At 64.8% G+C, this 13,596-nt stretch carries 12 protein-coding genes and 1 pseudogene; 6 read left to right on the forward strand and 7 right to left on the reverse strand.

What is annotated here, in order from left to right; genetic code table 11:
- Positions 1–80: 80 nt before the first annotated feature.
- Together ACNJYD_RS00155 and leuB are read right to left on the reverse strand one after the other, a co-directional pair.
- Positions 81–719 (reverse strand): DapH/DapD/GlmU-related protein, encoded by a 639-nt coding sequence (locus ACNJYD_RS00155; protein WP_439365017.1) that lies wholly within the window; start codon positions 717–719, stop codon positions 81–83.
- A 155-nt stretch (positions 720–874) separates the two neighbouring features.
- On the reverse strand, positions 875–1,987 hold the full coding sequence (gene leuB / locus ACNJYD_RS00160) for a 3-isopropylmalate dehydrogenase (RefSeq protein WP_260381391.1): 1,113 nt from the start codon (positions 1,985–1,987) through the stop codon (positions 875–877).
- Positions 1,988–2,286: 299 nt separating this feature from the next.
- Between leuB and ACNJYD_RS00165 the strand changes: the two genes are divergently transcribed.
- A complete protein-coding gene (locus tag ACNJYD_RS00165) occupies positions 2,287–3,477 on the forward strand; it encodes a YbfB/YjiJ family MFS transporter (RefSeq protein WP_439365019.1) in 1,191 nt (396 codons plus the stop codon).
- Between the two features lie 111 nt (positions 3,478–3,588).
- Here the strand turns inward: ACNJYD_RS00165 and ACNJYD_RS00170 are convergent, their stop codons facing one another.
- The 4 genes and pseudogenes from ACNJYD_RS00170 to ACNJYD_RS00185 form a co-directional block, all read right to left on the reverse strand.
- Positions 3,589–4,371, reverse strand: a complete 783-nt coding sequence (locus tag ACNJYD_RS00170; RefSeq protein ID WP_439365021.1) for a molybdopterin-binding protein — start codon at positions 4,369–4,371, stop codon at positions 3,589–3,591.
- 14 nt (positions 4,372–4,385) lie between these two features.
- Positions 4,386–5,015 carry a cytochrome b/b6 domain-containing protein gene (locus tag ACNJYD_RS00175; RefSeq protein ID WP_439365022.1) on the reverse strand — a complete coding sequence of 210 codons (630 nt, stop codon included), beginning with the start codon at positions 5,013–5,015 and terminating at the stop codon, positions 4,386–4,388.
- Positions 5,016–5,197: 182 nt separating this feature from the next.
- Positions 5,198–5,752 carry a fasciclin domain-containing protein gene (locus ACNJYD_RS00180; protein ID WP_212255572.1) on the reverse strand — a complete coding sequence of 185 codons (555 nt, stop codon included), beginning with the start codon at positions 5,750–5,752 and terminating at the stop codon, positions 5,198–5,200.
- Positions 5,753–6,061: 309 nt separating this feature from the next.
- Positions 6,062–6,821: pseudogene (locus ACNJYD_RS00185) on the reverse strand (SDR family oxidoreductase).
- Between the two features lie 86 nt (positions 6,822–6,907).
- Between ACNJYD_RS00185 and ACNJYD_RS00190 the strand changes: the two are divergent.
- On the forward strand, positions 6,908–8,437 hold the full coding sequence (locus ACNJYD_RS00190; protein ID WP_439365024.1) for a malonate--CoA ligase: 1,530 nt from the start codon (positions 6,908–6,910) through the stop codon (positions 8,435–8,437).
- A gap of 165 nt (positions 8,438–8,602) precedes the next feature.
- Here the strand turns inward: ACNJYD_RS00190 and ACNJYD_RS00195 are convergent, their stop codons facing one another.
- Complete coding sequence (locus ACNJYD_RS00195) at positions 8,603–9,463, reverse strand: sulfite exporter TauE/SafE family protein (RefSeq protein ID WP_439365026.1); 861 nt, start codon at positions 9,461–9,463, stop codon at positions 8,603–8,605.
- A gap of 519 nt (positions 9,464–9,982) precedes the next feature.
- Between ACNJYD_RS00195 and sdhC the strand changes: the two genes are divergently transcribed.
- Genes sdhC through ACNJYD_RS00215 form a run of 4 tightly spaced genes read left to right on the forward strand, consistent with a single transcriptional unit; the run spans position 9,983 to position 13,458 of the window.
- Positions 9,983–10,381, forward strand: coding sequence for a succinate dehydrogenase, cytochrome b556 subunit (gene sdhC / locus ACNJYD_RS00200; RefSeq protein WP_172788002.1), 399 nt, complete (start codon positions 9,983–9,985; stop codon positions 10,379–10,381).
- On the forward strand, positions 10,378–10,794 hold the full coding sequence (gene sdhD / locus ACNJYD_RS00205; RefSeq protein WP_246504571.1) for a succinate dehydrogenase, hydrophobic membrane anchor protein: 417 nt from the start codon (positions 10,378–10,380) through the stop codon (positions 10,792–10,794). The genes sdhC and sdhD overlap by 4 nt, the downstream gene beginning before the upstream one ends.
- Positions 10,795–10,797: 3 nt before the next feature.
- Positions 10,798–12,633, forward strand: a complete 1,836-nt coding sequence (gene sdhA / locus ACNJYD_RS00210) for a succinate dehydrogenase flavoprotein subunit (RefSeq protein WP_212255555.1) — start codon at positions 10,798–10,800, stop codon at positions 12,631–12,633.
- Between the two features lie 42 nt (positions 12,634–12,675).
- Entirely contained in the window at positions 12,676–13,458 is a 783-nt protein-coding gene (locus ACNJYD_RS00215) for a succinate dehydrogenase iron-sulfur subunit (RefSeq protein ID WP_172788004.1), read from the forward strand.
- Positions 13,459–13,596 lie beyond the last annotated feature (138 nt).

Consider the following 13,596-nt stretch of genomic DNA (forward strand, 5'->3'; position numbering starts at 1 on the left):
GCAGCGAAGCAATCCAGAACTCTCTGCGGGCAGATTCCGGATTGCTTCGTCGCTTCGCTCCTCGCAATGACGGCTTGAGGCTACGCTTTCGCAGCCGGATCGTAGCGCCTGCAAAACTCCTCGATCGCTTCCGAGCGGAAATCGCCGAGGACCTCGAAGATCAGCTCATCCGGCCAATCCCACCAGGCAATGCGGCGCAGGCTTGCGGCAACGGACCCGTCAAAGCGCTTGCGGATGGGACGGGCGGGAACGCCGCCGACAATGGTGTAGGGCGCGACATCGCGGCTGACGACCGCGCCCGCGGCGATCACCGCGCCGTCGCCGACGCTCACGCCCGGCAGCAGGATGGCGGCGTGGCCGATCCAGACATCGTTGCCGACGATCACCCGGTCGCCGCGCCTACCTGCGAAGAAGTCGCGGTCGCGCGTCGCGCCCGCCTCGTAATATTCGGGGACATAGGTGAAGCGGTGCTGCGAGGGACGGCCCATCGGATGGTTCGGCGCACCGATCCGCACCGAATTGGCGATCGCCGTGAACTTGCCGATCACGGCGTCGGCGACGTCGCAATTCTCGCCGAGATAGGAGTAGTCGCCGAGCGAAGCATATTCGATGCGCGTGCCCGCGAGCACCTCGCAGCGCCGCCCGATCTGCGCCTCGCGCAAGCGCACCGTCTCATGGATGATGGTTTCCGCGATCTTGGGGCGGGGTGAGGCATCCATGAGCGGGCTCCGAGAACAGGTGCGTAGGATGGGTTAGCGCAGCGTAACCCACCACTCTGGTTTCCGCGGAGAACAGAAGAGGTGGGTTACGCCTTGCAGTCTGCGCTTCGCGCAGGCCGCATGGCTAACCCACCCTACGTTTCTGTGCTTTCCGCTTACGCGTGCAGCTTCTGCAATTCCTTCAGGATCGCTTCGCCCATCTGCGTGGTCGAGGCGGACGTGGTACCTTCCGACTTGATGTCGGCGGTGCGCAGGCCGCTGGCGAGCACGGCGGCGATCGCCTGGTCGACCTTGTCGGCGAGATCGCCCATGTCGAAGGAATAGCGCAGCGCCATGCCGAAGGACGAGATCATCGCGATGGGATTGGCGAGGCCCTTGCCGGCGATGTCGGGGGCCGAGCCGTGCACGGGCTCGTACAGCGCCTTGCGCTTCTTGGTCTTGACGTCGACCTCGCCGAGCGAGGCCGAGGGCAGCATGCCGAGCGAGCCGGTGAGCATCGCCGCGATGTCGGACAGCATGTCGCCGAACAGATTGTCGGTGACGATGACGTCGAACTGCTTCGGCCACTTCACCAGCATCATGCCGCCGGAATCGGCGAGCTGATGCTCGAGCGTGACGTCGGGATATTCGCGCTTGTGGACCTGGGTCATGACCTCGTTCCAGAGCACGCCCGACTTCATGACGTTGCGCTTCTCCATCGACGTCACCTTGTTCTTGCGCTTTCTGGCAAGCTCGAAGGCGACGCGGCCGATGCGCTCGATCTCATAGGTGTCGTAGACCTGGGTATCGATGGCGCGCTTCTGGCCGTTGCCGAGATCGGTGATGGTCTTCGGCTCGCCGAAATAGACGCCGCCGGTGAGCTCGCGCACGATGACGATGTCGAGGCCCTCGACCGCCTCGCGCTTCAGGCTCGAGGCATCCGCCAGCGCCGGGTAGCACACGGCCGGGCGGAGGTTGGCGAACAAAGCGAGATCCTTGCGCAGGCGCAAGAGGCCGGCTTCCGGGCGCACCTCGTAAGGCACGGCATCCCACTTCGGGCCGCCGACCGCACCAAAAATCACAGCGTCGGCGTCCTTGGCCTTGGCCATGTCGCCCTCGGAGATCGAGACCTTGTGCGCGTCATAGGCGGAGCCGCCGACGAGGCCGGTGTCGGTCTCGAACTTGGCGATCCCGGCCGCATTGAGCCAGTCGATCAGCCGCTTCACCTCGCCCATCACCTCGGGGCCGATACCGTCGCCGGGGAGCAGCAGCAATTTGTGGGTCGCCATGGTCGTGTCCTTCTTGATCCTCTCTCGTCATTCCGGGACGCGCCGCCGACCTCGGGTTTACCCGAGTTCGGCATCTTGGTTGTCCAAGTCGGCAACAGCCGACTTGGATGCGCGGGCCCGGAATCCATAACCACCAGCCGGGGTTATGGATTCCGGGCTCGCCCGCTTCGCGTGCGCCCCGGAATGACAGGTCGGCCGGAGTGCTAGAGCGGCGTTGCACGCTTGGCAAGACACCATTGCCGGGGTGCGGCTGTGCAAGGGGGGCGGGGCCTGCCACACTGGGCAGGCCGGAGTACCCCTTGCACGCGCCTGATCGCCCCCTGCCCGACGCGCATCCCGCGCGGCTGATCCTGACCCTGTCGCTGGCAGCGACGGTCGGGCTCGGCATCGGCCGCTTTGCCTATGCGCTGGTGCTGCCGGATATGCGGGAGGACCTCGGCTGGTCCTACTCGGCGGCCGGTTTCATGAACACGATCAACGCCGTCGGCTATCTCGTCGGCGCGCTGGTGGCCTCCCGCCTGATCCAGCGCGTCGGCTGGGCCGCCGCGATCCGCGGCGGAACCCTCGCCTGCGTCGCCGCGCTCGCGACCTGCGCACTGACCGGCAATTTCGTGGCACTGAGCCTGGCGCGCCTCGTGCTGGGCCTGGGCGCGGCGGCCGGCTTCGTCGCCGGCGGCGCGCTTGCCGCCACCATCGCCCAGTCGCGTCCGGAGCGGGCCAATTTCCTGCTGAGCCTGTTCTATGCCGGGCCCGGCATCGGCATTCTGTCCTCGGGGCTGATCGCTCCGTTCACGCTGCAATATTTCGGGCCGGGCTCGTGGTGGATCGTCTGGTGGGCGCTGACGCTGCTGTCGGTCGCGATGACCGTGCCGCTGTTCCTGATCCGCATCGAGAGCGGCGCGCGCTTCTCGGAAGGCGGCCACACCGCGTTCGCGATCCTGCCCGTGCTGATTTATCTCGCCGCCTATTTCCTGTTCGGCGCGGGCTACATCGCCTACATGACCTTCATGATCGCCTATGTGCGCGACGGCGGCGGCGGAGCCGCGGCGCAGGCGGCGTTCTGGAGCCTGATCGGCCTGTCCGCCTTCGTGACGCCCTGGGCCTGGCGCGCCGTGCTGGCGCTCGATCGCGGCGGACTTGCCACCGCCATCATCCTCGGCACCAACGCGCTGGGCGCAGCCCTGCCGATGCTCGGGCATTCGCCGGCTTGGCTCGCGGTCTCCGCGGTTGTATTCGGCGTCGCCTTCTTCGCCGTGGTCGGCTCGACCACCGCCTTCGTCCGCTTCAACTATGCGCCGCCTGTGTGGCCGACCGCCATCGCGGCGATGACCATCTCGTTCGGCGTCGGCCAGACGCTCGGGCCGATCGTGGTCGGCGCGATCACCGATGCGCTGGGGAGCTTGAGCTACGCGCTGAATGTGTCGGCGGCGCTGCTGGCGCTGGGGGCGGTAGCGGCGCTGTGCCAGCGCAAGGTGGGCCCAGCCAAATAGACGGTGCCGTAGGGTGGATTAGCGAAGCGTAATCCACCAACTTCGTTCGGCAAGCGCGGACGCATGGCGGATTACGCTTCGCTAATCCGCCCTACGGCAGTGGAGTTCGCCTCAACTCCCACTGAACGAATTATACCCCTGGTCTTCCCAATAGCCGCCCTTGTAGTCGTTGGTGACTTCCATCGAGACCACGTATTTCGGGTTCTTGAAGCCGAGCTTGGTCGGCACGCGGATCTTCATCGGGAAGCCGTAGGCGCGCGGCAGGATCTCGTTTGCGTATTTGAACGTCATCTGCGTCTGCGGATGCAGCGCGCCGCGCATGTCCAGCGGCGAGTTGTAGCCGTCCTTGTCGGCGCACTGGAACCAGACATATTTCGCGCGCGTGTCGGCGCCGACCAGTTTCAGGAAATCGCGCAAGGGCGTGCCGGTCCAGCTGCCGATCGCGCTCCAGCCCTCCACACAGATGTGTCGCGTGATCTGCGTCACCTGCGGCAGCTTGTAGAGCTCCTCCAGCGTCCAGGACTTCTTGTTGTCGACGAGGCCGCGCACCTCGAGCTTCCAGTCCGCGGCCGAGACCTCGGGCGCGTCGTCGAGATCGTAATAGGCGTTGAACGGGAACGGTTTTGTGATCGCGCTCTCGGGGAAGGTCGGCGCCAGCGCGTCGGGATTGAAGATGAAGGCCTGCACCGCGTCGTTGAACTTCGAGACGCTCTTCAGCATCTCCTCGGCCGAGGACGAGTCGACGACGTCGCAGCCTGTCAGCAGCGTCAGCGCGCCCAGGCTGGCGCCGCCGGCGATGAAGCGGCGGCGGGTGACGTCGGGCATGGTCTTGATGGAGTCCTTGATCAGCAATCGTTTGTCGACGCCGGGGATCAGAAACGGACGCTTGGCCATGATAATTCTCCTAATCAGCGGCCAATGATCATCGCGCGCAGGCTCTTCGGCACCAGCAGCGCGAGCAGGACGTGAACGACGAGGAAGGCGCAGATCGCGGCCATGCAGAAGAAGTGCACGTAGCGCGCGGTCGGATAGTCGCCGAACAACATCACGAGATAATAGAGCTGCACCGGCTTCCACATGCCGAGGCCTGAGAGCACGATCAGCACGCCGACCACGATGATGCCGGCATAGAGCAGGCGCTGCACGTAATTGTAGACGGTGAGATCGTCATGGCCGAGCTTGAAGGTCAGGGCAGCCCTGACGTCGTGGAGCACGCCCGACGGCGTGATCGGCAGCAGTTTCTTGCGGAAGCGGCCGGTGGCGAAGCCGGTGATGAGATAGGCGAGGCCGTTGATCATCAAGAGCCACATCGCCGCAAAGTGCCAGAGCAGGCCGCCACCGAGCCAGCCGCCGAGCGTGTACTCGCGCGGAAAGCGGAAGTCGAACAGCGGCGAGGCGTTGTAGATCTGCCAGCCCGACAGGATCATCAGGATCATGGCGAAAGCGTTGACCCAGTGCATGACCCGCACCCAGGTCGGCTGGATCACTTTGGACTTGATAGCCGTGACCTGCTCGTCGGTGACTGTGAGGCTCGCCATGGCGGGTTCCATTCTGAGGTCGTGTGACAGCAATTATACGCCGGTGTTTCGGCTTTCGTTACATCCCGCCCGCCATCGAATCGATGCCGCGAGGCTATTGTGGTCACAAAAAAGCGAGCCGGGTATCCCCGGCTCGCGGTCTGAGACCATCCTGTTCGGGGATGAAACAGGATCGCGCGGTGTTACGAGGCCGGCATCAGCACGGTGTCGACCACATGGATCACGCCGTTGGACTGGTTGACGTTGGAGATCGTCACCATGGAGGTGCCGCCCTTGGCGTCGACGATCCAGACCTTGCCGTCCATCTTCTTCACCGTCAGCTCCTCGCCTTCCGCCGTCTTCAGCTTCTTGCCGTCGGTGAGGTCGGAGGCTTCGAGCTTGCCGGGCACGACATGGTAGGTGAGGATCTTGGTCAGCGTCGCCTTGTTCTCGGGCTTGACGAGGCTGTCGACGGTGCCGGCCGGCAGCTTGCCGAAGGCGGCGTTGGTCGGCGCGAACACGGTGAACGGGCCCTTGCTTTCGAGCGTCGGCACGAGGCCCGCGGCCTTCACCGCCGCCACCAGCGTGGTGTGGTCCTTGGAGTTGACCGCGTTCTGGACGATGTTCTTCGAGGGGAACATCGCGGCGCCGCCGACCATGACGGTCTTTTCCTCGGCGCTTGCGGGCGCGACGACGGTCGCAGTGATGGCCAGGGCGCTGAAGGCGGCGGCAGCGAGATAGGCAATGCGCTTCGACATGAGAAAGTCTCCCGATTGAATTGAGACCGGCGATGGCCGGCGTTGAGTTGGGGCAACAACGGCGCCTGTGACAGTCGAGGGGTGATGCAGCAGTGCCGTCGTTGGACCGAACTACGGGAGGGTTTGTGGTGCGGTTTCGAGGAAAAATTCTTTGTGATGGGTGAAACTATCGGCGGGGATGTTCGTGGGGGCCCATCCGCCGTCATTGCGAGGAGCCCTTGCGACGAAGCAATCCAGACTGTCTCCGCGGGCACATTTCTGGATTGCTTCGCTTCGCTCGCAATGACGAGTTTGCGGCTCCGCCTCGCCTCAATCCCTGTTGTTCGGGGTCTGGATGAATCCGCGATTATGCGTCGGGCTGATCAGCACTTCGTTGATGCAGACTCTGGCCGGCATGCCCGCGATGAAGGCGATGGTGCGGCCGAGGTCTTCCGATTGCAGCATCTTCGCCTGCTCCGCTTCGCTCGGCACCACCGGACGCAGCTTCAGGATCGGCGTCGCCACCTCGCCCGGCATCAGGCAGCAGGCGCGCAGGCCGTTGACGCATTCGTCCATGTTGAAGGAATGCGTCAGCGCCAGCACCGCATGTTTGGTAGTGGTGTAGGCCGGGCCCGGCATCTTCGAGACGTGGCGGCCGGCCCAGGACGAGACGTTGATGATTGCGCCGTCTTGCTGCTTGCGCATCGTCGGCAGCACCGCGCGCATGCAATAGAGCACGCCGTTGAGATTGACCTGGACCAGTCTGTCCCAGCCTTCCAGCTCCATGTCCTTCCAGCTGCGCTTGGGAACATTGATGCCGGCATTGTTGACGAGGAGGTCGATGCGGCCGTGCTTTGCGACGATCTGGTCGGCTGCCTTCTGGGCTGCGGCCGCGCTGGAGACGTCGAGTGCAATGGCCTCGGCCGCCCCACCTTCCCCAGTGATGTTCGCCACCACGGCCTCCAGCGCATCCTTGCGCCGGCCGGACACCACTACCGTCCAGCCGTCGGCCGCTAGCGCCTCGGCGCCGGCCTCCCCGATCCCGCTGCCACCGCCCGACCCAGGCCACGCGTTTCCCGCTTTTTGACATGCAAACTGTCTCCGTTGCTTCATCGGGGCGGTTTTTGCTAATCCAGCCCTCGGTTTTGACCGGCCTGTGCCGGCGAGGAATGTTGCATGAACCAAGCTGCCAACGCCAACCTGTTTTCCCGCCTGTTCGAGGGCCTCGCCGATCAGAAGCGGCTCGCGATCGAGACGCATGACGGCGCCCATATCAGCTATGGCGATCTGATCGCGCGCGCGGGCCAGATGGCGAACGTGCTGGTCGCCCGCGGCGTGAAGCCCGGCGACCGCGTCGCGGTGCAGGTGGAGAAGTCGGTCGCCAACATCGTGCTCTATCTCGGCACGGTGCGCGCCGGCGCGGTCTATCTGCCGCTGAACACGGCCTATACGCTCAACGAGCTCGACTACTTCATCGGCGATGCCGAGCCGTCGCTCGTGGTCTGCGATCCCGCCAAGGCGGAAGGGCTCGCCCCGATCGCCGCCAAGGTGAACGCGAAGGTCGAGACGCTCGGGGCTGACGGCAAGGGCTCGCTGACGGAAGCCGCCGACAGAGCGAGCCGCGAGTTCACGACAGTGCCGCGTGAAAACGACGATCTCGCCGCGATCCTCTACACCTCGGGCACCACCGGCCGCTCCAAGGGCGCCATGCTGACGCATGACAATCTGGCGTCCAACTCGCTTTCGCTCGTCGACTATTGGCGCTTCACCGATAGGGACGTCCTGATCCACGCGCTGCCGATCTACCACACCCACGGCCTGTTCGTGGCGACCAACGTGACGCTGTTCGCGCGCGCCTCGATGATCTTCCTGCCGAAGCTCGATCCGGACCTGATCATCAAGCTGATGGCACGCGCGACGGTGCTGATGGGTGTGCCGACCTTCTACACCCGCCTGCTGCAGAACCCCGCGCTGTCGCATGAGACGACCAAGCACATGCGGCTGTTCATCTCGGGCTCGGCGCCGCTCTTGGCCGAGACCCATCGCGAATGGTCGGCGCGCACCGGACATGCCGTGCTCGAGCGCTACGGCATGACCGAAACCAACATGAACACGTCGAATCCCTATGACGGCGAGCGCGTGCCCGGCGCGGTCGGCTTCCCGCTGCCGGGCGTCTCTGTGCGCGTCACTGATCCCGAGACGGGGAAAGAGCTGCCGCGCGACGAAATCGGCATGATCGAGGTGAAGGGGCCGAACGTCTTCAAGGGCTATTGGCGCATGCCGGAGAAGACCAAGGCCGAGTTCCGGCCTGATGGCTTCTTCATCACCGGCGACCTCGGCAAGATCGATGCGAAGGGTTACGTGCACATCCTCGGCCGCGGCAAGGATCTCGTGATCTCGGGCGGCTTCAACGTGTACCCGAAGGAAATCGAGAGCGAGATCGACGCCATGCCCGGCGTGGTGGAGTCCGCCGTGATCGGCGTGCCGCATGCCGATTTCGGCGAGGGCGTCACCGCGGTGCTGGTGCGCCAGCCCGGCGCGAGCATCGATGAAGCAGCCGTGCTGAAGGGCCTCGAAGGGCGCCTCGCGAAATTCAAGATGCCGAAGCGGGTGTTCGTGGTCGACGAGCTGCCGCGCAACACGATGGGCAAGGTGCAGAAGAATGTCTTGCGCGAGACGTACAAGGATATCTACGCGAGGAAGTGAGGGGCGCGAGCTTTAGGCGCGCCCCCCGCTCGCTGTCATGCCCCGCGAAGGCGGGGCATCCAGTACGCCGCGACCTCTCGTTCAATCACTGTCGCCTCTGGAATACTGGATTCCCCGCCTTCGCGGGGAATGACACTGAGTGTGTGGGGCGCGCGCCCCAACCCCTTACAGCCCGCCGACCAAGCTCAGCACAAACCGGCTGCCGACGATCAACAGATAGCACCCGAACGCCATCTCCAGCGCGCGCTTCGACATCGCATGCGCTGCTCTCACGCCCAGCGGCGCGGTGACGAGGCTCATCGGCATCACCAGCACGGCGCCGATCAGCGAGACGTAGCCGAGCGCGAATGGCACTTGCAGCGCTGCGACGGCCGGATAGTTCGCGGCAGCAGGCCGGCCGGCATAGATGTAGCCGAGCGCGCCGGGGATGGAGATCAGCACCGCGAGCGCCGAGGAGGTCGCGACCGCCTGATGAATGGGACGGCTGTAGAAGGTCATCAGCAGGTTCGAGAACAGGCCGCCGCCGATGCCCATCAGGGTCGAGAGGATGCCGACACAGAAGCCGTAGACGCGCATCAATCCGCCCTTCGGCAGATCATCGCCGAGCTTCCAGATCTCGCGGGCGAAGATCAGCCGGACCGCGGCTGACCAGGCGACGGCGACGAATACGATCTTGAACAGCCGCTCCGGCGCGAAGCGCGCGACCACGCTGCCGGCGATGACGCCGATCAGGATCGGCAGCCACCAGACCCGCAGGATCGCCATGTCGACGGCGTCGCGCTTGTAATGCGCCTGGAACGAGCGGATCGAGGTGGGGATGATCACGGCGAGCGAAGTGCCGACACAGAGCGGCATCCGCACCTCCAGCGGCACGCCGGCGATGCGGAAGCATTCGTAGAACACCGGCACGAGAATCGCGCCGCCGCCGATGCCGAACACGCCGGCCAGAAATCCCGAGAGCGCGCCGGTTGCGATCAGCAACAGCGCGAGCTCGACAATGTCCCTGATATCAAGACCTGCAATCACCTCAGACCTGCCCGGCGCCCGGTCTGCCCGCCCGATACGCACGTTCGGAGCCGGCCGCATCGGCAGCTGTAGGCGATCCGATTTCGGCGGTCGACGCGTCGCGGGGCCCGGCTGGGGTGGAATGCAGGCTGCGCATATCCGCCCGCGCTGCAGGAACCGTGGCGCGCGGCGAGCACCGCGATGGGGCGGCAGCCGGGCTGGTTCACCCTCGGCGATGCCCCTCGCGAGTTGCGATCACGGGGCCCGAGGCGGCTTAGAGGCGTTCCAATAGTGATTTCAATGCGCCATACGCTCGGAATCAAAAAGTGAACTTATATTCACACGTTCGTTGGCGGACCGATATGCTGGTATACCAAGACCTTGATTGGCCTTGGTTCATCAAGGCCATAGAGCTGAACCCAGGTTCCGTTTATGGCGATTTGGTGATTGCGCAGGCCAAATCGACTCCGTAAATAGAGCCGACCTCTCGCGATCCCCGCGCGCCCCATGCTGGGCCGCAACAAACATCAAAAGCCGCCCATGACCGCACGGATCGAACGACCGCTTTCGCCGCACATCCAAACCTATCGCTGGACGCTGACGATGGCCCTGTCCATCGTCCATCGTGCCACCGGTATCGCCCTCTATGTCGGAACCCTGCTGCTGGTCTGGTGGCTGGTTGCCGCGGCCTCCGGCCCGGCCGCCTATGCCCATGTCCAGGCCTTCTCCGGCAGCATCATCGGCCGGCTGATCGTGTTCGGCTACACCTGGGCCCTGATGCACCATATGCTCAGCGGCATCCGGCATTTCGTCTGGGATCTCGGCTACGGCTTCAAGGCCAATGAGCGCGAAGCGCTGACCTGGGGCGCCCTGATCGGCGGCATCGCGCTGACGGTGCTGATCTGGATCATCGCCTATGCGAACGGAGGCGGCCGATGAGCTTTGACGAATCCCACGGCTCTCCGAAGCGTCCCTCGATGCGCACGCCGCTCGGGCGCGTCCGCAATCTCGGCGCCGCGCATTCCGGCACGACCGATTTCTGGCGCCAGCGCATCACCGGCGTTGCCATGACGCTGCTGATGATCCCCGCGCTGGTGATCATCATGATGCTGCTCGGCCGCAACCAGGTCTACGCGGCGCAGACCCTGAGCTCCATTCCCGTTGCGGTGATCCTGCTCCTCTTCATCTTCGCCAGCGCCTGGCACATGAAGATCGGCATGCAGGTGGTGATCGAGGACTACGTCCATAACGAGAAGCTGAAGCTCACCGCGATCATGCTCAACAATTTCTTCTCGGTCGCCGTGGCGCTCGCCTCGACCTATGCGATCCTGAAGCTTTCTTCCGGAGTGTAACCCATGGCCGCTGAGACGAATGGCAAGGGCAACGGCGCTCCCGCCACCAACGGAAAAGCCTATCCGATCGAAGACCACACCTATGACGTCGTCGTGGTCGGCGCCGGCGGCGCGGGCCTGCGCGCGGTCGTCGGCTGCAGCGAGGCCGGCCTCCGCACCGCCTGCATTACGAAAGTGTTTCCGACCCGGTCACACACGGTCGCGGCGCAGGGCGGCATCTCCGCTTCGCTCGGCAACATGCACAAGGACGACTGGCGCTGGCACATGTACGACACCGTGAAGGGGTCGGACTGGCTCGGTGACCAGGATGCAATCGAATACATGGTGCGCAACGCGCCCGACGCGGTCTACGAGCTCGAGCATTGGGGCGTGCCGTTCTCGCGCACCGAGGACGGCAAGATCTACCAGCGTCCGTTCGGCGGCATGACCACCGAGTTCGGCAAGAGCCAGGCGCAGCGCACCTGCGCCGCCGCCGACCGCACCGGCCACGCCATGCTGCACACGATGTACGGTCAGTCGCTGCGCCACGCGGCCGAGTTCTTCATCGAGTTCTTCGCCATCGACCTGATCATGGACGACCAGGGCACCTGCCGCGGCGTCATCGCGCTCAAGCTCGACGACGGCACGCTGCATCGCTTCCGCGCCCAGACCACGATCCTGGCGACCGGCGGCTACGGCCGCGCCTATGCCTCCTGCACCTCGGCGCACACCTGCACCGGCGACGGCGGCGGCATGGTGCTGCGCGCCGGCCTGCCGATGCAGGACATGGAGTTCGTCCAGTTCCATCCGACCGGCATCTACGGCTCGGGCTGTCTCGTCACCGAGGGTGCGCGCGGCGAAGGCGGCTATCTCGTCAACTCCGAGGGCGAGCGCTTCATGGAGCGCTACGCGCCGTCGGCCAAGGACCTCGCCTCGCGCGACGTGGTCTCGCGCGCGATGACCATCGAGATCCGCGAAGGACGGGGCGTCGGCAAGAAGAAGGACCATATCTTCCTGCATCTCGACCATCTCGATCCGGCCGTGCTCGCCGAGCGCCTGCCGGGCATCTCGGAATCGGCCAAGATCTTCGCCAATGTCGACGTGACGCGCGAGCCGATCCCGATCGTGCCGACCGTGCATTACAACATGGGCGGCATCCCCACGAACTATCACGGCGAGGTGCTGACCAAGAAGGACGGCGACGACAACGCGGTGATCCCCGGCCTGATGGCGATCGGCGAAGCCGCCTGCGTCTCCGTGCACGGCGCCAACCGCCTCGGCTCCAACTCGCTGATCGACCTCGTCGTGTTCGGCCGCGCCGCCGCGCTGCGCCTCGCGGAAAAGCTCACGCCCAACGCCGAGCAGCCCGAGCTGCCGGCGAACTCGGCCGAGATGGCGCTCGGCCGTCTCGACCATTACCGCTACGCCTCGGGCGGCACGCCGACCGCAAAGCTGCGCGAAGGCATGCAGCACGTGATGCAGAACAATTGCGCGGTGTTCCGCACCGGCGAGGTGCTGAGCGAAGGCCAGAACCTGATCGCGAAGGTCCACAGCGGCATCACCGACATCGCCGTGTCCGACCGCTCGCTGGTGTGGAATTCGGACCTCGTCGAGACGCTGGAATTCGACAACCTGATCTCGCAGGCGGTGGTGACGATGAACTCGGCCGCCAACCGCACCGAGAGCCGCGGCGCCCATGCCCGCGAGGACTTCTCGGAGCGCGACGACAAGAACTGGATGAAGCACACGCTGGCCTGGCTGGACGATGCCGGCAAGGTCAGGATCGAGTATCGCCCGGTTCACAACTACACCATGACCAACGACGTTCAGTACATCCCGCCCAAAGCTCGCGTTTACTAAACGTCGCGCTTGTATTGATCGAACAGCGAAGGCCTTAATCGAATGGTTGAATTCGCACTTCCGAAGAACTCCAAGATATCAGGCGGCAAGACCTGGCCGAAGCCTGCGGGCGCGACCGAGCTCCGCGAGTTCAAGGTCTATCGCTGGAATCCGGATGACGGCAAGAATCCGAGCGTCGACACCTATTATGTCGACACCAATGATTGCGGTCCGATGGTGCTGGACGGCCTGATCTGGATCAAGAACCACATCGACCCGTCGCTGACCTTCCGCCGCTCCTGCCGCGAAGGCGTCTGCGGCTCCTGCGCGATGAACATCGACGGCCAGAACACGCTGGCCTGCACCAAGTCGATGCACGACGTGAAGGACGGCGCGGTGAAGATCAACCCGCTGCCGCACCAGCCGGTGGTGAAGGACCTCGTCCCTGACCTCACCAATTTCTACGCGCAGTACGCCTCGGTCGAGCCCTGGCTGAAGACCACCTCGCCGACGCCGCAGAAGGAATGGCGCCAGAGCCACGAGGACCGCGAGAAGCTCGACGGTCTCTACGAGTGCATCCTCTGCGCCTGCTGCTCGACCTCCTGCCCGAGCTATTGGTGGAACAGCGAGCGCTATCTCGGCCCCGCCGCGCTGCTCCAGGCCAACCGCTGGGTGTCGGATTCGCGGGATGAGGCGACTGGCGAGCGGCTCGACAATCTCGAGGATCCGTTCCGGCTCTACCGCTGCCACACCATCATGAACTGCGCCAAGGCCTGCCCGAAGGGCCTCAACCCGGCCGAAGCCATCGCCGAGCTCAAGCTCAAGATGGTCGAACGGCAAATCTGAGGCGAAGTCCCCCCTTTGCGCCCCGGCCAAACCGGCCGGGGTGTCCTGCATTTGCCGTCAATTCGAGCAGAATTTTCTCCGACCCGCTGGGCGCGCAAGTTTCCGGCTCACAACCAGCGGTTCCAGCACAAGCTGCTT

Origin of the sequence: Bradyrhizobium sp. SPXBL-02, assembly GCF_051853065.1 — a bacterium.
Taxonomy (GTDB): domain Bacteria; phylum Pseudomonadota; class Alphaproteobacteria; order Rhizobiales; family Xanthobacteraceae; genus Bradyrhizobium.